The following is a 19,491-nucleotide window of genomic DNA, read 5'->3' as shown; positions in this document are numbered from 1 at the left end:
TGGGACTTTAACGCGTTCCGGCTAGGTATGGGGGGTTCGTTTCGCGAGGTCCCTGCGTGCTGATTCCCGACAGACGATTTCTGGCGCGTCTTGAGCCTACTGTCGGCCGGGTGCTGATCATTGACCCCAATGCCCATGCTGCACGTCTGATCACCGATCTGATGAAGAGTCTGGGCGCGCGCGAGGTGGTGGTCGAGGCCACGGAGGCGCGCGGGCTTCAGGTGGCCGGGGCACTGGATCCGGGTCTGATCTTCACCGAGCGGTCAGGACCTCAGCTGGATGGTGAGAGCTTCACGCGAACCCTGCGTCGGTCGCACATGGCCTGTCGGCGGGTGCCGGTGATCATGGTGACGTCCGAGGCGACGGCCACGACCATCAAGGGCGCGCGCGACGTGGGCGTTCATGAGTTTCTGCGCAAACCCTTCACCAGTGCCGATTTGATCAAGCGGGTCGAGAATGTGGCGTTGAAGCCCCGGGACTGGGTCGAAGGTGTCAGCTATGTCGGTCCGGACCGTCGGCGTTTCAACTCGGGCGAATATACCGGACCGAGCAAGCGCAAGAGCGACCGGCCCATGGGCGCGGAGGCGGAAGCCATCGCCATCCGCGACCAGGCCATGAAGATTCTGGCGGCGGCGCTGGATCAGTTCGACAACGATCCGCCCCAGGCGGTGCGCTCCATCCGACAGCAGGCCGAGACGCTCAAGGCGCTGGCGCTCAAGGTCGCCGACAGTCGACTGGTCGTGGCCGTCGGCGCGCTGGAGGTCACCCTGGCGCAAGGTGGAACCACCAAGGCGAGCGTCGCCGCACCAATCGGCCAACTCCTCGCCCTGCCGAAGCCGGTCGAGGGTCTGAAGAAGGCCGGATAGGCGCGGCGGTGATGCCGATCAGGCGTCGACCAGATTGCGCTCGGTCGCTGCGGCCTGCATGGCCTTCTGCAGCTTTTCGAAGGCGCGAACCTCGATCTGGCGCACCCGTTCGCGGCTGACGCCATACTGGCCGGCCAACTCTTCGAGCGTGACCGGATCGTCCTTGAGACGGCGCTCGGTCAGGATGTGCTTTTCGCGGTCGGTCAGCTCTTCCATGGCTTCCTGCAGCAGGCCGACGCGGATGCCGCGCTCCTCGCTTTCGGCCAGCTGGGTTTCCTGACTGACGGCGGTGTCATCGGCCAGCCAGTCCTGCCACTCGCTTTCGCCATCCGCGCGGAGCGGCGCATTGAGTGAGGCGTCGCCACCGAGGCGGCGGTTCATGTTGGTGACCTCCTCTTCCGATACGCCCAGCTTGGTGGCGATGGCGGAGAGGTGTTCGGGGTGCAGGTCGCCATCCTCAAAGGCCGAGATCTGGCTCTTGGCCTTGCGCAGGTTGAAGAACAGCTTCTTCTGCGCGGCGGTGGTGCCCATTTTGACGAGCGACCAGCTGCGCAGGATGTATTCCTGGATCGAGGCACGGATCCACCACATGGCGTAGGTCGCCAGGCGGAAGCCCTTGTCCGGATCGAATTTCTTGACCGCCTGCATCAGGCCGACATTGCCCTCGGAGATCACTTCGCCGATCGGCAGGCCGTAGCCGCGATAGCCCATGGCGATCTTGGCCACGAGGCGCAGGTGGGAGGTGACGAGCTTGTGGGCGGCTTCGGTGTCCTGGTGTTCGCCCCAGCGCTTGGCCAGCATGAACTCTTCGTCCTTGCTGAGCATGGGGAATTTCCGGATTTCCGAAAGGTAGCGCGACAGTCCCTGTTCAGGCGACATGATCGCGAGGCTTGGCTTGGCAGTCATATGGTCCCTCCGACCTCTGAAACGAGCGGGTCCTGCGGAGACGGCCACGAGATTGTGCACCGACGCCTCACCCCTCAACAGCCGACGTGGGGATCGGTTGCCCCCTTGCCTAGGGGCGCATTGTCACAGCCGCGACGGGCCGTGGCGCCGAAGCCACGATCAACTGGGCGGAGTATAATCGCGGGTCCGTTGCTTTTCAAGACTTAGGCGAGGCCGAGGGCTTTACGATAGTCGGGATGGACGACGTCGGCCTGGTCCGGATGCTTCTGGAAGAAGTGGCCGAAGAAGGTACAGACCGGCAGGATCACGAGACCGCGTTCACGGGCGTCGTCCGTGACGTGCCGGGCCATGCGACTGGCGATGCCGCGTCCCTCCAGCGCCGTCGGCACCAGGGTCTCGGTGATCATCAGGTTCGGGCCGGTCAGGTTATAGGCGACGGTGGCGGTCAGGCCGTCCACGTCGAGTTCGTAGCGATGGGTGTTGGTATTGTTGCGAATTTCCGGGTCGGTCATGGGCACTCCTGTTCTCAGAGGGTTTCAAGCCGTGCCTGAAGAGCCGTCATGTCTTCGGGCGGGGATGTCTCGAACCGCAAGGGCTCATGGGTGATCGGATGGGTGAAGCCGAGGATGGCGGCGTGCAGGGCCTGACGGGTCAGGCCGGCGGCCGCGATGGCATCGCGGACCGCGCCGGCCGGGGGGCCAGACCCGTAGACGGGGTCGCCGAGCAGCGGGGCGCCCTTTGAGGCCATATGGACCCGGATCTGGTGGGTGCGGCCTGTATGAAGGGTGCAGGCGACACGCGCGGCGAGGGGTGCTCCTCCAGCTTTCGCAGGCAGGCCGAAGGTGCCTTCAACGACATAGTCGGTGATGGCCTCACGGCCGCCAGTCTTCAGGACCGCCATCTTCTTGCGGTCGTGGGTCGAGCGACCGAGGCGGCTCTCGATCCGGCCGCGCTCGGGGGTCAGCGTGCCCCGGGTCAGGGCGATATAGGTGCGCTCGATGTCGTGCGCGGCGAACAGGCCGGTCAGGCCCTGATGAGCCCGGTCGTGCTTGGCCGCGACCATGACGCCTGACGTCCCTTTGTCGAGGCGGTGTACGATACCCGGGCGGGCCACGCCGCCGATGCCCGACAGGCTGTCGCCGCAGTGATGCAGCAGGGCGTTCACCAGGGTGCCGGTCTCACTGCCCGGCGCGGGGTGGGTGGCCATGCCCGCGGGCTTGTCGACCACGATCAGGTGCGCATCCTCGAACAGGACGGTAAGGGCCAGATCTTCAGGTTCTGGATCGGCGGCGGCGGGCGCCGGTACGAGGATACGGTACATCCCCGGCTCTGCCGATCTGGAACCGGACGAGAGGATGTGGCCGTCGAGGGTGACGGCGCCCGCCGCGATCAGGGCCTGAAGCCGGGCGCGCGAGACGTCGGGCAGGGCCTCGCTGAGGGCCTTGTCCAGCCGGGGATGGCGGGCGTCCAGCTGAACCTCGAGCACGGTCGCCCCGTCGAGGTCTTCATCAAGGTCAGGAGCGGGCACGGGCATGGACCGGGCGACCTTAGCATGCGCCGTGGCGTGCGGTAGTCGGTGCCGAATTTGCCGGGAAGCTTGACCTTCGGCATGGTGGCGGCTGTCTGATCGGGAGGCCTACATGAACCGCATTATTCTGGCGTGCGCTGGCGGGGCCGCGCTGCTGTCGTTGGGCAGCTGCGCGACCATGAGCGAGGACCAGTGTCTGGCCGGGGACTGGGGGCAGCAGGGGTATAGTGACGGCTATGCCGGCCTGTCGGAGAGCCGGCTGGAAGCGCATGCCGAGGCCTGCGCCAAATATGGGGTCGTGCCGGATTCGGCCGCCTATTTCTCGGCGCGCGAGGACGGTCTTCGGGGCTATTGCGTGCCCGAGCGCGGCTTTGCCGAGGCGGTCCGGGGCAACAGCTATGCCGGGGTCTGCCGGGGCCCGATGGAAGGTGCTTTCCTGGCCGCCTTCAGCGACGGGCAAGAGATCTATCAGGCCGAGCAGGCGGTCAGCGAGGCGCGCAGCCGGATCGACAGCCTGGGCGCCCGGGCCGCCGACCTCGACGATAAGATCGCCTATTTCGAGGGGCAGGCCCGCGACCGGGACCTGACCGAAGAAGCCCGCGATGCGGCGCGGGCCCGGGTCCGCGAGCTCCGCCGCGAGCGCGAGGACACGATCCGCGAGTGGCGCCGGGCCCAGGACGAACTGGACGATGCCGAGCGCCGCGCCCGCGACGTGCGCTACTATTTCCAGAGCCGCTACAGCTGGTGATCAGGCGGCGCGGGCCGAGGCCCCGATCTGGGGGTTGAGCTCGCCCGAGGCATAGCGTTTGGCCATCTGGGCCGTCGACAACGGCTTGATCTTTGAGGCCTGACCCTCGCAGCCGAACTGCTGATAGCGCTCGATGCACAGCTTGCGCATGGCTTCCTTGGCGGGCTTCAGATAGGCGCGCGGATCGAACTCGCCCGGCTTTTCGGCCAGCACCTTGCGGATGGCGCCGGTGATGGCCATCCGATTGTCGGTGTCGATGTTGATCTTGCGGACGCCGTGTTTGATGCCGCGCTGGATCTCCTCGACCGGCACGCCCCAGGTCTGGGGCATCTGGCCGCCGTACTGGTTGATGATGTCCTGCAGGTCCTGCGGCACCGAGGATGAGCCGTGCATGACCAGATGGGTGTCGGGCAGGCGGCGGTGGATTTCCTCGATGACGTTCATGGCCAGCACGGCACCGTCGGGCTTGCGACTGAATTTGTAGGCGCCGTGGCTGGTGCCCATGGCGATGGCCAGGGCATCGACCCTGGTCTCGCGGACGAAATCCACGGCCTGATCGGGGTCGGTCAGCAGGGCCGAGTGGTCGAGCTTGCCCTCGAAGCCGTGGCCGTCCTCGGCCTCGCCCATGCCGGTTTCGAGGCTGCCCAACACACCCAGTTCGCCCTCGACCGAGACGCCGCAGCTGTGGGCCATTTCGGTAACGCGGCGGGTGACGTCGACATTGTATTCGTAGCTGGCCGGGGTCTTGGCGTCCTCTTCCAGCGAGCCGTCCATCATCACCGAGGTAAAGCCGTATTGGATCGCGGTGGCGCAGGTCGCCGGGCCATTGCCGTGGTCCTGGTGCATGCAGACCGGGATGTGCGGATACAGCTCGGCCAGGCCGTCGATCAGCTTGGCCAGGATGATGTCATTGGCGTAGCTGCGCGCGCCCCGGCTGGCCTGGATGATGACGGGGGCGTTGACCGCCTCGGCCGCCTCCATGATCGCCAGACCCTGTTCCATATTGTTGATGTTGTAGGCGGGCAGGCCGTAGCCTTCCTCAGCCGCGTGGTCGAGCAGTTGTCGCAGCGTGATGCGCGCCATGGGGTAGCCTCCTGAGCCTTGTTCTTTTGACGTGGATGTAACGCGGGACAGCGTCGAAGTCACGCCGTGTTACAAAGGAATCAGGACGGGTCGCGCGGGCCTTCGCCCCGGGCCACGGCGGCGAAGGTTTCGGCCATCATGTTGGTGTAGCGCCAGGTCCGGCGGGTCTCAAGGTCGGTGCCGACGATGTCGGCGACTCGCCAGCCTGCATCAGTCATGACCAGTTCGAAGCGGGTCTCGCGCGGCTGGCGGGTGTTCTGGAAGCGGACGAGAACTTCGGCCCCCCAGGGCGTCGCGCGGGTCTGATATCGGGCATCGGTCACATGGATGTAGTTGCTGCCCACAGAGGGCTCCATGCCGACGCCGATGTCATCGGTCGCGGCGTCAAGCCGAAGCGAGGCCTCGGCCAGGGCCGGGGTCATCCAGGCCAGCCGGGCCTGGCGAGGGCCCCCGGTGCCCTCCCAGTCGGGCGCCTCGAACAGGGCCCGGATCAGGTCTTCTGCTCCGGCGATCCCGGTGGGCGCAGCCGCAGTCTGCGTCCGGGCCGGCCAGAAGTCCGGGACGGCAGCGCACCCCGCAAGGGCGAGGCAAAGGGCACTGGCGACAAGGGGTCTGGTTGAGCGGCTCATTCGAAATCCCTTGCATCCACTTCGGCCTGATCCAGAAGTTCCGTGACGGTCCATGAGCTTTCGCCCCGCGACCGGATCTGGCGGACGCGCCAGCCAACATCGGTCTCGACCAGCTCGAAGGTCAGATCGACAGGCGTCTCGAAATTGGTGAACCGGACCCGCACCTCGACGCCGTAGTCCGTCTCGCGCGAGGCGTAGTCAAAATTGGCGAGGTCGAAGTCCTGACCGTCGATCAGGGGATCGAACCCGACGACGGCGCCTGCGCCGCCGTACGCGCTGGCGGCCTCATTGACCTGATCGATCCGGCGCGACAGGGCCGGGGTCAGCCAGGCCGACCGCTCGGTGCGGGATCCGAACAGGCTGAGCTCATCGTCGTAGACGCGGCGGATGACGGCCTCCGCGGCGGTGATGCGTTCCGCGCGTTCGCGGGCTTCTTGCTCCTGAAGGGCCTTTTCGGCAGCAGCGGCTTCTTCCTGCATGCGCGCCTCCATGGCCACCCGCGCAGCCTCGGCGTCCTCCCCGGTCGGGCCGTCAGTCGGGGCGGTCTGCTCAGGGACGACGCCGGGCCGGTGGTCCCGGCCGAACACCCCGGCCGTTGCTGAGGCCAACCCCTCTGTGGCCGGGCTCAGCGGACCCCGGCTCAGGAGCGTGTCGGTGCCGAGAGCATAGGCGAGCATGCCCGCCAGCCCCAGGCTGAGCACACTCTTGATCCCGGCCATCAGCCAGCCGCTGCGGGCGGTGAACAGATTGATCCCCACGACGAGGGCGATGCCGCCGAAGATGACGATCAGGCCCAGCTCAAGATCCCCGTTTCCGCCCCGACGCAGGGTGTCGCTTAGCGCGATAAACAGGGTGGCGAGCCCCAGAATCCCAAGCCCCCACAGCGCCAGGGTGATCCGGTTGCGCTGTGACGCCGGGTGCGAGGACGGGGCCGCAGGCGCGGGCATGGCCTCGGGCGGGACGGGTCGCGTGCGGCCGGCGGCCCGGTCCATCTCTTGCTGAAGGCGCCAGGCGGCGAGGCCCGCGAAACTGCGCGCCCGCTGACCATCCGGCCGCAGGTTGGCAAAGAAGTCGTCCCAGCCGTCGCTCGGCGCATCGACCAGGCCGCTCCGGGACAGCAGGGTTTCGATGCCATCCCAGGTGGCTTCGCCCAGGCTGATCTCCTGCCCGGTGCCGCGACTGGCCTGTTCGGCGGAGGCGGCGAGCGCCGACACCAGACCGGCGCTGACCCGGCTGGGAACCGAGAAGACCAGAGACTGGCCGTCGATCATTTCGATGCGGATAAAGGCGGCCTTGACGTCCTGGGTCGAGCGCGTGCCGAAGGCGGCATCAAGGACCCACGAAGCGAGGCCATGAACCACCGCCCGTCCGAACGCCCCCTTGCGTAGCTGCTCCGGCGTCAGGGCGTCGACCGAGATGGACCGGATGTGGCCGTAGGGGATGGCGAAGTCCATCACCCGCGCCAGACCATCGGGTCGATAGGCATTGATGAATTGGCCGATCACCAGCGCCCGGAAGGCATCGAGATGCTCGGTGTTGTGGAAGTGGCGCATCAGCAGGAAGCGATCCTGCCCCACAGCTAGCAGATACTTGCCCTCCAGCTTGCCCGCAGCGGCCGGACCATTGAGCAGCTGGCCGACGGGAATGGTGCGGCCGTTGAAGCCGGGCAGACGCGCCTCGACCTCTTCGCGCAGGCCCCGGCGGGTGTTCCAGCGAAACACCCAGCCCGCTCCCCAGACAACGACGGCCACCCCGGCCGTCAGCAGCAGGATGCCGCGAATGGACTGGCGGTCGTCGTCGCCGACGATCAGGTCTATGGCGCCCATCGCGATGAACATCAGCAGGAAAAAGGCGACAAAGGCCCCGGCCAGCAGGCCTGCCGAGATCAGGCAGCCCTGACCTTTTGACACCGGCCTGACCCGCGTGGCCGCTCCGGTGATGAAGACGTCATCCCTACCGGTGGTCTCGTCGCTCATGCCCGCACTCCCTCGTCCTTATGGCCAAGGTAGCGTCAAGAGCGGTCCCGGAACAAGGAATTGCGCCGTTTATCGGGTTTCGTCAGGCGCGCAGGGCCTCGACGCCGGGCAGGGGCTTACCCTCCATCCATTCGAGGAAGGCACCGCCGGCGGTCGAGACAAAGGTCATCTGTTCGACCACACCGGCGTGGTTCAGGGCCGAGACGGTGTCGCCGCCGCCGGCCACGGCGGTGATGGCACCGCTGGTCGCCAGCTGACCCGCGGCCTGGGCCGCCTTGACGGTCGCGGCATCGAAGGGCGGCACCTCGAACACGCCCAGCGGGCCGTTCCAGATCAGGGTGCGCGACAGGGCCATGGCCTTGACCAGTTTTTCGACGGTCAGCGGGCCGGCATCCAGAATCTTCTCGTCGGCGCCGATCTCTTCGCGGGCCAGGACGGTGCGGGTCTCGGCCCCGGGCTTGACCTCGGTGGCCACGACCACATCGATCGGCAGCAGCAGTTCGCAGCCCTTGGCCTCGGCCTCGGCGATGATTTCGCGCGCCGTCTCGGCCATGTCGCGCTCGGCCAGCGAGCCGCCGATGTCGATCCCTTGCGCGAACAGGAAGGTGTTGGCCATGCCGCCGCCGATGGCCAGCCGGTCCAGTCGTCCGACCAGATTCTTGAGCAGGTCCAGCTTGGTCGAGACCTTGGCCCCGCCCACGATGCCGAGCACCGGTTTGACCGGATTGCCCAGCGCCGCATCCAGCGCCTCAAGCTCGCGCTTCATCGCCTCACCGGCATAGGCGGGCAGCAGCCGCGCCAGCCCCTCGGTCGAGGCATGCGCCCGGTGCGCGGCGGAAAAGGCGTCGTTGACGTAAAGGTCTCCCAGCGCGGCGAGTTGGGCGGCAAAGGCCGGATCGTTCTTTTCCTCGCCCGCATGGAAGCGGACATTCTCCAGCAGGATCACCCCGCCGGCGTCCAGATCGGCGATGGCGGTCTTTGCGGCTTCGCCCACGCAGTCGTCGGCAAAGCGCACGGGCGCGCCCAGCAGCCGCTCCAGATCATCGACGACGGGCTGAAGGCTCATCTCGGGCACCCGCTGGCCCTTCGGCCTGTCGAAATGGGCCAGCAGCGCGACCTTGGCCCCGGCATCGCGCAGCCGCTGGATGGTCGGCAGGGCCGAGCGCAGCCGGGTGTCATCGCTGACCTTGCCGTCCTCCATCGGGACGTTGAAGTCCACGCGCACGAGGGCGGTCTTGCCGGCGAGGTCGGAAGCGTCGTCGAGGGTGCGGAAGGTCATGGTTGAAAGTCTCTCCAGACGTCGGCGCCTTCGCCGGTCACTGTGAAACGCGTTACTTCGCCGGGAGGCTGAAGCCGCTCTAATAGAACCGCCGCGCCGGCAACGGCGACGGCGACAACAACGAGGCCAAGACCGGCCCTGCCCCCGAGCCTTCGGGCAATCGCGAGGACGGCTGCTAGCCATAGCAGGCAGAAGACGGCCACCCCAGCGATGACGTCCCAGCCCATCACGAGCGTCCGGGGTTGCAGCACCATCCAGACCGACGTTCCAACCACGGCGAGGGCGGGCCCTGCCAGTATGCCTGCAAGGCAGACGATGGCTGCGGCGCCCCAGATCCAGACGGGGAGGCGCCGCGACGCCATCAGATCAGCTTGCTCATCACCAGCGCCGTGTCGGCCATGCGCGTGGCGAAGCCCCATTCGTTGTCGTACCAGCTGAGCACGCGGACCAGCTTGCCTTCGATGACCTGGGTCTGGGGGAGGGCGGCGGTCGAGCTGGCGGCGATGTGGTTCAGGTCCATGGACACGACCGGGTCGGTGGTGGTGGCCAGAACGCCCTTCATCGGGCCGTCGGCGGCAGCCTTCAGCGCGGCGTTGACCTCGTCGACCGAGGTGTCGCGGCCGGGGACAATCTTGAGGTCGACGACCGAGACGTTCGGGGTCGGGACGCGGATCGACGAGCCGTCCAGCTTGCCCTTCAGCTCCGGCAGGACCAGGCCGACGGCCTTGGCCGCACCGGTCGAGGTCGGGATCATCGACAGACCAGCGGCGCGGGCGCGGTACAGGTCCTTGTGCATCGTATCCAGCGTCGGTTGATCGCCGGTATAGGCGTGGATGGTCGTCATATAGCCGCGCTCGATGCCGACCAGGTCGTGCAGCACCTTGGCGATGGGGGCCAGGCAGTTGGTCGTGCAGCTGGCGTTCGAGACTACGACGTCCTCGGCCGTCAGGGTGTCGTGGTTGACCCCATAGACGATGGTCTTGTCGGCATTGTCGGCGGGGGCCGAGACCAGCACGCGCTTGGCGCCCGCGGTCAGGTGGGCCGAGGCCTTGTCCTTGGAGGCAAAGATGCCGGTGCACTCAAAGGCGATGTCGACGCCCAGATCCTTGTGCGGCAGGTTGGCGGGGTCGCGCTCGGCCGTGACCTTGATGCGGCCGAGGCCCACGTCGATCCAATCGTCGCCATGCTCGACCGTGCCGGGGAAGCGCCCGTGGACTGAGTCATATTTCAGCAGATGGGCGTTGGTGGCCACCGGCCCCAGATCGTTGATCGCCACCACCTCGATATCGCGGCGTCCATGCTCGACGATCGAGCGCAGGACGAGGCGGCCGATACGGCCAAATCCATTGATGGCGACGCGGACGGTCATGGGCGGGGCTCCTGAAGCGATGTTATGATTGGCGCTTCAATGGAACCGGGCGCGTTCCGGATCAACCCCCGCCGTGTAACAAGGCGTGATGGATTGTGTCGCTCAGCCGCTGCGGGGCAGAGTCAGGGTTGCCTCCAGCCCGCCGCCGGGACGGTTGGACAGGGCGACATCACCGCCATGGGCGCGGGCGATCTGGCGCGCCACGGCCAGACCCAGGCCGACGCCGCCGGTGGCGCGGTTGCGGGACCCCTCCAGCCGGACGAAAGGCTGAAACACCTCCTCCATCCGATCGGAGGCAATGCCGGGGCCGGTGTCGCGGATATGGACCGAAACCCGGTCGGGCGTCTGCGCGAGGCTGACCGCGGCCTGGCCGCCATAGTGCACGGCATTGGCGATCAGATTGGTCAGGGCCCGGCGGAGGCTGGTCGGGTGTCCCGGGATCGTGACCGGAGGCGCGGACCCCAGCGTCGCCGCATGCCCGGTCTCGGCAAAGCCTCGCACACAGTCGGCCACCAGCGCCGTCAGATCGACGGGCTCGGGCGCGGTCTGGCGGGTCTCGCCGCGCACATAGGCCATGGCCTGGGCGATCAGGGCGTCCATCTCCTCGACATCGGCCGCTAGCCGGTCGCGCAGGGCTTCGGGGGCCTGTTCGGCCCGGAACCGCAGGCGGGTCAGGGGGGTGCGAAGGTCATGAGCGATGGCCGCCACCGTCTGGGTGCGGTTGGCTATGTGGGCCCGCAGCGAGGCCTGCATGTCGTTGAAGGCGCCGATCGCCCGGCGCAGTTCGCTGGGGCCGGAGACGGGCAGTGGATCGGCCTCGGGATTGGCCCCCAGCCGCTGGGCGGCGTCGGCGAACAGGCGGATCGGACGGGTCAGCCGCCGCGCCATCAACCACACGACAGGCGCGACCAGAAGCAGGCTGATGAACAGGGCCAGCAGCAGGCGCGCCTGCCAGGGCGACAGCCAGTCGCGCGGCGGCTCGACCGTGGCCCAACGCCCGTTCTCGAGCCGGAGCGAGGCGGCGAAGGGGGCAAAGGTCAGCTGGTCGGCGACGACGAAGACCTGCCGGGTGTCGCGGTCGACCGTGATCGTCGCCGAGCCGCTGGCGGGCGCGGTGGTTGGCCCGGAATCAGCCCGCTCGATCGTGTGCTTTTCCGTCCATGTGATGCTGGGGGCGTTGATCGCGACATCGGAGCCGGACGGCGACCGGGTGAAGACATAGCTGGCGGGCGACCCTTCGCTCATGCCCGGGATCGGACGGTCGGTGGGTTGAAAGACCCGGACCCGCACATCGCCGGGTTCGACCTCCAGCACGCGGGCGAGGGCGAGAGACAGGGCCAGTGCCATGGGGTCCCCGACGGTGTTCCCGTCGGCCACCGGCTGATCGGTGATGCGCCGGGTCAGGGGTCGGTCATCGGCCGTTCGGGCCGGCTCCCCGTTCAGGGCGGCCGAGGCGGCGGCGAGGTCAAAGCCGGAGGGCCGGGGCTCGGGCATCAGCAGGATGGCGGCGGCCGTCAGCGCTTGCGACAGGCCCATCGCCAGCGCCACCAGCAGCGCCACCTGCACCAGAATGGAGGGCGAGGTCAGCCGCTTCATGCCGGCCGCTCCATCCGCCGCTCGACCGTGGCGTCGAACATATAGCCTTCGCCGCGCAGGGTCTGGATCGGGTCGCGGCCGTCAGCATCGGCCAGCTTCTTGCGCAGGCGGCTGATCTGCACGTCCATGGCCCGGTCGAAGACCTCAGTGTCCGAGCCACGCGCGCGTTCCAGCAGTTGATCGCGGCTCAGCACCCGGCGCGGGGACTCGGCAAAGGCCTTGAGCAGGGCGAACTCTCCGGCCGACAGGACGGTGACGATGCCATCCGGCCGCGTCAGCTCGCGCCGCAACAGGTTGAGCGTGCGTCCGTCAAAGACCAGCACAGGCTCGGACTGGGGCGCGCTGACACCGCCCGGCCCCGCCCGCCGGCGCAGCACCGCCCGGATACGCGCCAGCAGTTCGCGCGGATTACACGGCTTGGGCAGATAGTCATCGGCGCCCAGCTCCAGTCCGACGATCCGGTCGGTCTCCTCGCCCATCGCGCTCAGCATCACCACCGGTGGACCGCCGCGGGCGATCAGACGCCGACAGGCCGACAAACCGTCCTCGCCCGGCATCATCAGGTCCAGCACTATCAGATCGGGCGGTCGGTGCTCCAGCTGCCGGTCCATCTCGGCCGCCGAGGCTGCGCCCTTCGCCTCAAACCCATGCTGTCCCAGATAGTCGACCAGCACCTCGCGCAGGCCCGGGTCGTCATCGACGACCAGAATGCGGGGGGTGGGGATTGGCGCGGGGATCATCGGCCCATTGTGACGCGGGGCGGTGCCGCCGTCATTTCACCGATGAAACAATTCTGTCCGCGCCTGAAATACGCACGCAAGCCGGGTGTGGTCCAAGGGGGCCATCATTCACCGGAGGAACGTCCCATGCTGGTTTCCCTGTCGCTCGCCCTCGCCATGACCACCACCCCCGGTTTGCAGGACCCGGCCCGTCCGCCTGCACCGCCCGTCGTCCGCACGGAAAGCCGCGTGGTGTTTGTGGCCGCCGACCCGGACGGCGAGAACGGCCTGGATCAGGATGGCGACGGGTTTGTCTCGCGAGCCGAGTTTGCCCGCCCGATGGACGAGGCCTTTGCCGGCATGGATGCGAACGGGGACGGCCGCCTGTCACCGGAAGAACTGCATCATCGCACCGGGGCACCGGGCGTGGACCATGATGTGCGCGTGATCACCATGGGAGGGCCAGAGATGAGCTGGAGCTCGGCCCCCGAAGGCTCGGGCCCGCACCGTATCGAGGTCCGGCGCGTCGGCGGTGAGGACGTCGAGGTCGAGGCCCACAGCTTTGTCTTTGTTAGCGAGGACGGCGGAGTGACCACAGAGGGTGAAGGCCCGGTCCGGGTCATGGTACGGCGCGGCGATGGGTCCGCCATGACGGGCGAGCACCGTGTGGAATGGATCCGCGAAGGCGAGGGCGCCGAGATGGACGCCGACGGCGACGGTCGCGTTACCGAGGCCGAGTTTCTCGCGCCCATGCGCGAGATCTTCCGCCAGATGGACGCGGACGGCTCCGGTGTTCTGGAAGAGGGCGAGCGCGGCGGTAACGGTGCTCGCGTTGTGACCCGGACGGTAGAAGTCCGCGAAGAAAACTAGGGGCGCAGATGTCGGGTCAGACCCGGACCGGTCTGACCCGCCCGGCGGCCTCGCGGGCGCGCTCACGGGCCTGATCGGTGTCGGTGCCGCGCGCGGTGGCCACGCCCATCCGTCTGCGCTCGAAGGCCTCTGGCTTGCCGAACAGGCGCAGGTCGGCGGTCGGCACTGACAGGGCCTCGGCCACACCCTCGAAGGCAATCCCCCTGGCGTCCATGCCGCCATAGATGACGGCGCTGGCGGCCGGTTCGCGCAGGGTCACATCGACCGGCAGGCCCAGGATGGCGCGGGCGTGCAGGGCAAACTCGCTCATGACCTGGCTGGCGAGCGTCACCAGACCGGTGTCGTGCGGGCGGGGGGAAACCTCGGAGAACCAGACCTGATCGCCCTTGACGAACAGCTCGACCCCGAACACGCCCAGACCGCCCAGCGCTTCGGTGACCTTGCCGGCGATGTCCTGCGCCGAGGCCTGCGCGGCCGCGCTCATCGCCTGCGGCTGCCAGCTCTCGACATAGTCGCCCTTGACCTGACGGTGGCCGATCGGCGCGCAGAAGTCGGTGACGATCTGGCCGTCGCGGATCGAGCGCACGGTCAGCAGGGTGATCTCATAGTCAAAGTCGATGCGGCCCTCGACGATCACTCGCGCCGTATCGACCCGCCCGCCCGACTGGGCATAGGCCCAGGCATTGGCCGCATCCTCAATGGCGTCGATCATCGACTGGCCCTTGCCCGATGACGACATGACTGGCTTGATGAACACCGGCAGGCCGATGGTGTGCGCGGCCTCGGCCAGTTCGGCGGCCGAGCCGGCAAAGGCATAGGGGCTGGTCGGCAGGCCCAGCTCTTCCGCGGCCAGCCGGCGGATGCCCTCGCGGTTCATGGTCAGCTGCGTCGCCCGCGCAGTCGGGATGACGGTGGCAAGGCCGGCCGCCTCAATGTCGGCCAGCACCTCGGTGGCGATGGCCTCGATCTCGGGCACGATGATGTGCGGCGCCTCGGCCAGGATGACGCCGTTCAGCACCTGCGGATCGGTCATCGGAATGACGTGGCTGCGGTGGGCGACCTGCATGGCCGGGGCGTTGGCATAGCGATCGACCGCGATCACCTCGACGCCGAGGCGCTGCAGCTCGATGGCGACCTCCTTGCCCAGCTCGCCCGCGCCCAGCAGCATGACGCGGACGGCGCTGTCGGAGAGGGGGGTGCCGAGGCGGACCGTCACAGGCGCGCCTTGACCTCGGCGACCACGGCCTCGGCGGTGATGCCGAACTTTTCGTAGAGCACTTCGGCCGGGGCGGAGGCGCCGAAGCTCGACATGCCAACGAAACCGCCGTCCTCGCCGATGAAGCGGTCCCAGCCCTGGCGGATACCGGCCTCGATGGCGACGCGGACGGTGCCCTTGGCGATGACCTTGGTCTGGTACGCCTTGGTTTGTTGGTTGAAGAGCTCGAACGACGGTACCGAGACCACGCGGGTCGGCACACCGTCGGCCTCGAGCATGTCGGCGGCCTTCAGGGCCAAGGCGACTTCGGTGCCGGTGGCGAACAGGGTGGCCCTGGCCTTGGCGGATGCCGCCTTCAGCTCATAGGCGCCCTTCGCCGACAGGTTTTCAGAAGCGGCCTCGGTCCGCACTGCCGGGGTCTTTTGCCGCGACAGGGCCAGCGCCGAGGGGCCGTCGGCCTTCTCCAGCGCCAGACGCCAGCACTCCATGGCCTCGACCGTGTCAGCCGGGCGGAAGACCTGCAGGTTCGGAATGGCGCGCAGGGCGGCCAGATGCTCGACCGGCTGGTGGGTCGGGCCATCCTCGCCCAGACCGATCGAGTCATGCGTCAGCACATGGACCACGCGGATGCCCATCAGGGCCGCCAGCCGGATCGACGGGCGGCTGTAGTCCGAGAAGACCATGAAGGTGCCGCCGTAGGGGATCAGCCCGCCGTGCAGCGCCATACCGTTCATGGCCGCGGCCATGCCGTGCTCGCGGATGCCCCAGTTGATATAGCGCCCGGCATAGTCGGGGGCGTCGAAGGTCTCTGTACCCGCCACCAGGGTGTTGTTCGACCCGGTCAGGTCGGCCGAGCCGCCCATCAGCTCGGGCACGGCCTCGAACAGGGCGCTGAGCGCCGCACCCGAGGACTGACGCGTGGCCTGGGCGGGTTTGGTCTGGACCGCCTCGGCGATGGCAGCATCCAGGGCCTCAAAGGCGTCGTCCGGCAGACCTCCGGCCATGGCGCGGACGAAATCGTCCTGAAGCTCGGCCTCGGCCAGCCGCGCTTCCCACTCCTCGCGGGCCCTGGCGCCCCGACGCCCGACCTTGCGCCAGGCCTTTTCGACGTGTTCCGGAATATCGAACGGGGCGTGATCCCAGCCCAGGCCCAGCCGTGTGGCCGCGATCTCGGCTTCGCCCAGCGCTGCGCCGTGGGTCTTGTGGCTGCCTTCCATCGTCGCGGCGCCGCGCCCGATCTTGGTCTTGCAGGCGATCAGGGTCGGCTTGTTCTGACGCTCGGCCCATTTCAGCGCGGACTTGATCGCGCCCATGTCGTGGCCGTCGATGGCCTTGACCGCCCAGCCGGCGGCCTTGAAGCGCGCCTTCTGATCGGTGGCATCCGACAGGCTGACGGCGCCGTCGATGGTGATGGCGTTGTCGTCCCACAGCACGGTCAGCTTGTTCAGCCGATAGCGCCCGGCCAGGGTGATGGCCTCCTGCGACACACCCTCCATCAGACAGCCGTCGCCGGCGATCACCCAGGTGCGGTGATCGACCAGATCCTCGCCGAAATGGGCGGCCAGATGGCGCTCGGCCATGGCAAAGCCGACCGCATTGGCCAGGCCCTGACCCAGCGGGCCGGTGGTCGTCTCGACGCCCGGCATGTGGCCATATTCGGGGTGACCGGCGGTCTTCGAACCCCACTGGCGGAAGTTCGACAGCTCCTCGCGGGTCGCGGCCTTGTAGCCGGTCAGGTGCAGCAGGGCATAGATCAGCATCGAGCCATGCCCGGCCGAGAGGATGAACCGGTCGCGGTCGGCCCAGTCTGGGCGGCTGGCGTCGAACTTCAGGTGCTTCGAAAACAGCACCGTGGCGACATCGGCCATGCCCATCGGCATGCCGGGATGGCCGCTGTTGGCCTTTTGCACGGCGTCCATGCTCAGCACCCGGATGGCATCGGCCATCTGCTTGGGGGTAGCCTTCGGCGGGGTGGAATCGGCTTTTGCCACGGGCAACCTCTCGGGACGCGGGGAATAAAAAGGGGGGCGGGGCCGCTTTACCCCGACGCGCGGACGGGTTCTATAGGGATTCCGGAGGAAGTGACACCGATGGCCGACGCCACCACAGCTGCGAAAGCCCGCATCGACAAGGCCCTCGCCCTGCTGGAAAGACGCATGAAGGACCTGAAGGCGCGCCCCGCTTCGGCGCCCCCGATCGGCGACGATGACCTGTTCGCGCCGCGCGCCGACGCCGGGCGTCTGGCCGAGCTGGAAGACGCCGGGCGTGAAGCCCGCGCCGCGCTGGCGGCTTCGGCCAAGGCTATTCGCTCGATCCTTGCGGACGACCAGGACAGCGCGGGGAGCGCCTGATGGCCACCGTCACCGTCGAGATCAATGGTCGCCCCTACGCCGTCGGATGTGCTGACGGACAGGAAGAGCGCGTCAAGCAACTGGCGGCCCAGTTCGCCGGCCATGTCAGCAGCGTCGCCGCCGAGGTGGGACATGTCGGCGAGCTTCGCCTGTTCCTGATGGCCGGGCTTATCCTGGCCGACGAACTGCAGGAGGCCCGTTCGGGCGAGGCACCGGCCCGTCCCGCCGAGGCACCGTCCACCGACGCCGGGGTGGCCGAGGCCCTGAATGCCGTCGCGGCCCGCATCGAAAAGATCGCCCAGACCATCACCTGAGACCCGCCATCGGAATTCGTACCGGCCCGGCGCAATGGCCATTGTCCGGTCACAGGTCGAGGACTATCTTGGTCACTGGCGGGTCTTGCTGCGGCCCTCGTCGAAGGCAACATTCCTCGCGACCTTAATTCACTCAAAGGGATCTGTCCCTGTCCGGGCTCGAGGGCCTGGGCATATGGAGCCCACCTGGCTACCCAGGTCTGAGAGGATTAAAACGCTCTTCACGGTTCTTGTGGCGCCGCCAACCTTTATTCTTGCCCTACCGCTCGGCCCGCGGGGCCTCGCTGCTTGAGGGCGGGCTGCTCGCCCTATCGTTCGCCGCTTGGCGGCTCGCTGTCTGAGGGCCTATGACCGACAAGCGCGCGTTACGATCCGAGATGCGGGCCCGACGCATGGCCCTGGCGAAGGACGGTCTGCAGGCCGCTGCACGCGCCGCTGACCATGCGCACCGCCTGCCACAGGCTACCTGTGTCGCTGTCTATCACCCGATCGGTTCTGAATTGGGCACGGCCCCGCTGGTCGAGGCGCTGGTCGCGCGCGGCGTGGACCTTTGTCTGCCCGTCACCCTGGCGCCGGATGCGCCGATGATCTTTCGGCACTGGGTCCCGGGCGACCCGCTGGAAGCCGATCTGGCCGGCGTCCCTGCCCCCTTTCCGGTGGCCGGGACGGTGGTGCCCGACCTGATCCTCGCCCCCCTGCTGGCCTTTGATGGTCAGGGGCGGAGGCTGGGGCAGGGCGGCGGCCATTACGACCGCACCTTTGCAGCGCTGCCAGACGCAATCCGGATCGGCTTCGCCTACGCCGGACAGCAGGTTGAGGCCCTGCCGTTCGAGCCGCACGACATTCCGCTGCATGGCGTTCTGACCGAGACCGGCTATACCGCCTTCGCATGAGGCGTATTCATTCCCCCCGGCCGGTCGCATGAGGCTGGCATTCTTCGGCGACGTGATCGGCAAGTCCGGTCGCGACGGCCTGTCCGATCATCTGCCGGGCCTGAAGCGCGACCTGAAGCTCGACTTTGTGGTCGTCAATGCCGAGAACGCTGCGGGCGGTTTCGGCATCACCGAGAACACCGCGCGTGAGATTTTCGCCGCCGGCGCAGACGTCCTGACCCTCGGCAACCACTCATGGGACCAGCGCGAGGCCCTGACCTATATCGTGCGGGAACCGCGCCTGATCCGTCCGGCCAACTATCCCCCGTTGATGGATGCACCGGGCCGCGGGGCCGATGTCTTTACCACGTCAGATGGCCGCCGCGTGCTGGTGATCAATGTGCTGGGCCGGGTGCATATGGACCCGATGGACGATCCGTTCTCGGCCGTAGAGCGCGAGCTGGAGGCTGCACCGCTGGGCGTGGTCGCCGACGCCGTGATCGTGGACATGCATTGCGAGGCCACCAGCGAGAAAATGGCCATGGGCCACTTCTGCGACGGGCGCGCCAGCCTGGTGATCGGCACCCACACCCATGTGCCGACCGCTGACGCCCAGATCCTGCCGGGCGGAACGGCGTATCAGACCGACGCAGGCGGCTGCTGCAACTATGATTCCGTGATCGGTAACGACAAGGAAGAGCCCTTGCGCCGCTTTACCACCCGGCTCAGCGGCGGCCGCTACCAGCCGGCCTCGGGCCCCGCGACGGTCTGCGGTGTCTATGTCGAGACCGACGACCGCACGGGTCTGGCGACCCGCGTCGAGCCGATCCGCATCGGTGGCCGCCTCAGCCAGGCTGTGCCGGTGCTCTAGGACCAATCGACATTCAGGGATTCACTTGGGCCTGAATGCGTGATTCATAGGTCTCCGCTTTGACGGAGGTCTGTGATGGGTGTGAAGCGGTACGAACTGGATGAAGCGCAATGGGCTCGGATCGAGCCGCTGCTCCCGGGGAAGGCGTCGGATCCCGGGCGGACCGGGTCCGACAACCGCCTGTTCGTGAACGGCGTGCTGTGGGTGCTGCGTTCCGGCGCTCACTGGCAGGACCTTCCCGAGCGCTACGGCAAGTGGAAGACGGCGCACAAGCGTTTCAGCCGTTGGGCCGCAGCGG

The 19,491-nt window shown here is 67.8% G+C and carries 20 protein-coding genes and 1 other RNA gene; 9 read left to right on the top strand and 12 right to left on the bottom strand.

The features are described 5' to 3' along the window. Positions 1–56 precede the first annotated feature (56 nt). Entirely contained in the window at positions 57–866 is an 810-nt protein-coding gene (locus tag EG854_RS01895; RefSeq protein ID WP_123286051.1) for a response regulator, read from the top strand. Between the two features lie 18 nt (positions 867–884). On the opposite strand, the gene rpoH is transcribed toward EG854_RS01895, so the two are convergent. The 3 genes from rpoH to EG854_RS01880 form a co-directional block, all read right to left on the bottom strand. Further along, positions 885–1,772, bottom strand: a complete 888-nt coding sequence (rpoH, locus tag EG854_RS01890) for an RNA polymerase sigma factor RpoH (RefSeq protein WP_123286050.1) — start codon at positions 1,770–1,772, stop codon at positions 885–887. 203 nt (positions 1,773–1,975) lie between these two features. Next, complete coding sequence (locus tag EG854_RS01885) at positions 1,976–2,284, bottom strand: GNAT family N-acetyltransferase (RefSeq protein WP_123286049.1); 309 nt, start codon at positions 2,282–2,284, stop codon at positions 1,976–1,978. A 14-nt stretch (positions 2,285–2,298) separates the two neighbouring features. Beyond that, complete coding sequence (locus tag EG854_RS01880; RefSeq protein WP_123286048.1) at positions 2,299–3,306, bottom strand: RluA family pseudouridine synthase; 1,008 nt, start codon at positions 3,304–3,306, stop codon at positions 2,299–2,301. A gap of 106 nt (positions 3,307–3,412) precedes the next feature. Between EG854_RS01880 and EG854_RS01875 the strand changes: the two genes are divergently transcribed. Beyond that, positions 3,413–4,048, top strand: coding sequence for a DUF2799 domain-containing protein (locus tag EG854_RS01875; RefSeq protein ID WP_123286047.1), 636 nt, complete (start codon positions 3,413–3,415; stop codon positions 4,046–4,048). Here the strand turns inward: EG854_RS01875 and fba are convergent, their stop codons facing one another. From fba to EG854_RS01835, 7 genes are all read right to left on the bottom strand, one after another. Next, positions 4,049–5,131, bottom strand: a complete 1,083-nt coding sequence (gene fba / locus EG854_RS01870; protein WP_123286046.1) for a class II fructose-bisphosphate aldolase — start codon at positions 5,129–5,131, stop codon at positions 4,049–4,051. Positions 5,132–5,211: 80 nt separating this feature from the next. Further along, positions 5,212–5,760: a hypothetical protein gene (locus tag EG854_RS01865; protein WP_123286045.1), complete on the bottom strand. Its 549-nt coding sequence runs from the start codon at positions 5,758–5,760 to the stop codon at positions 5,212–5,214. Continuing rightward, a complete protein-coding gene (locus EG854_RS01860; protein ID WP_123286044.1) occupies positions 5,757–7,736 on the bottom strand; it encodes a hypothetical protein in 1,980 nt (659 codons plus the stop codon). Before EG854_RS01860 ends, EG854_RS01865 begins: the two co-directional genes overlap by 4 nt. An 82-nt stretch (positions 7,737–7,818) precedes the next feature. After that, the gene (locus EG854_RS01855; protein ID WP_123286043.1) at positions 7,819–9,015 is read right to left on the bottom strand and encodes a phosphoglycerate kinase; all 1,197 of its coding nucleotides are present in this window, start codon (positions 9,013–9,015) and stop codon (positions 7,819–7,821) included. Between the two features lie 361 nt (positions 9,016–9,376). Continuing rightward, on the bottom strand, positions 9,377–10,384 hold the full coding sequence (gene gap / locus EG854_RS01845; RefSeq protein ID WP_123286041.1) for a type I glyceraldehyde-3-phosphate dehydrogenase: 1,008 nt from the start codon (positions 10,382–10,384) through the stop codon (positions 9,377–9,379). Positions 10,385–10,486: 102 nt separating this feature from the next. Further along, the gene (locus EG854_RS01840; RefSeq protein ID WP_123286040.1) at positions 10,487–11,980 is read right to left on the bottom strand and encodes an ATP-binding protein; all 1,494 of its coding nucleotides are present in this window, start codon (positions 11,978–11,980) and stop codon (positions 10,487–10,489) included. Further along, positions 11,977–12,720, bottom strand: a complete 744-nt coding sequence (locus EG854_RS01835) for a response regulator (RefSeq protein ID WP_123286039.1) — start codon at positions 12,718–12,720, stop codon at positions 11,977–11,979. Before EG854_RS01835 ends, EG854_RS01840 begins: the two co-directional genes overlap by 4 nt. Before the next feature lie 126 nt (positions 12,721–12,846). Here EG854_RS01835 and EG854_RS13055 point away from each other — a divergent pair, with 126 nt between their 5' ends. Further along, a complete protein-coding gene (locus EG854_RS13055) occupies positions 12,847–13,569 on the top strand; it encodes an EF-hand domain-containing protein (protein WP_164461768.1) in 723 nt (240 codons plus the stop codon). A gap of 16 nt (positions 13,570–13,585) precedes the next feature. On the opposite strand, the gene purT is transcribed toward EG854_RS13055, so the two are convergent. Together purT and tkt are read right to left on the bottom strand one after the other, a co-directional pair. Beyond that, a complete protein-coding gene (gene purT / locus EG854_RS01815) occupies positions 13,586–14,785 on the bottom strand; it encodes a formate-dependent phosphoribosylglycinamide formyltransferase (RefSeq protein WP_206423363.1) in 1,200 nt (399 codons plus the stop codon). Next, positions 14,782–16,731 (bottom strand): transketolase, encoded by a 1,950-nt coding sequence (tkt, locus tag EG854_RS01810; RefSeq protein ID WP_221403347.1) that lies wholly within the window; start codon positions 16,729–16,731, stop codon positions 14,782–14,784. Before tkt ends, purT begins: the two co-directional genes overlap by 4 nt. A 144-nt stretch (positions 16,732–16,875) precedes the next feature. Here tkt and EG854_RS01805 point away from each other — a divergent pair, with 144 nt between their 5' ends. From EG854_RS01805 to EG854_RS01785, 6 genes are all read left to right on the top strand, one after another. Continuing rightward, complete coding sequence (locus tag EG854_RS01805; protein WP_123286036.1) at positions 16,876–17,136, top strand: hypothetical protein; 261 nt, start codon at positions 16,876–16,878, stop codon at positions 17,134–17,136. Further along, the gene (locus tag EG854_RS01800; RefSeq protein WP_123286035.1) at positions 17,136–17,450 is read left to right on the top strand and encodes a cell division protein ZapA; all 315 of its coding nucleotides are present in this window, start codon (positions 17,136–17,138) and stop codon (positions 17,448–17,450) included. The genes EG854_RS01805 and EG854_RS01800 overlap by 1 nt, the downstream gene beginning before the upstream one ends. Positions 17,451–17,532: 82 nt before the next feature. Continuing rightward, positions 17,533–17,693: non-coding RNA, 6S RNA (ssrS, locus tag EG854_RS13460), on the top strand. Positions 17,694–17,797: 104 nt separating this feature from the next. Next, the gene (locus EG854_RS01795) at positions 17,798–18,343 is read left to right on the top strand and encodes a 5-formyltetrahydrofolate cyclo-ligase (protein ID WP_123286034.1); all 546 of its coding nucleotides are present in this window, start codon (positions 17,798–17,800) and stop codon (positions 18,341–18,343) included. A gap of 28 nt (positions 18,344–18,371) precedes the next feature. Beyond that, the gene (locus EG854_RS01790) at positions 18,372–19,193 is read left to right on the top strand and encodes a TIGR00282 family metallophosphoesterase (protein ID WP_123286033.1); all 822 of its coding nucleotides are present in this window, start codon (positions 18,372–18,374) and stop codon (positions 19,191–19,193) included. Between the two features lie 81 nt (positions 19,194–19,274). Then, on the top strand, positions 19,275–19,491 hold a 217-nt coding region (locus EG854_RS01785; RefSeq protein ID WP_164461774.1), incomplete at its 3' end, for a transposase.

It is taken from the genome of Brevundimonas halotolerans (assembly GCF_003730275.1).
GTDB classification, from domain to species: Bacteria; Pseudomonadota; Alphaproteobacteria; order Caulobacterales; family Caulobacteraceae; genus Brevundimonas; species Brevundimonas halotolerans.
Note: the sequence above shows the minus strand (reverse complement) of the source record. Positions and strands in the feature narration are given on the sequence as shown.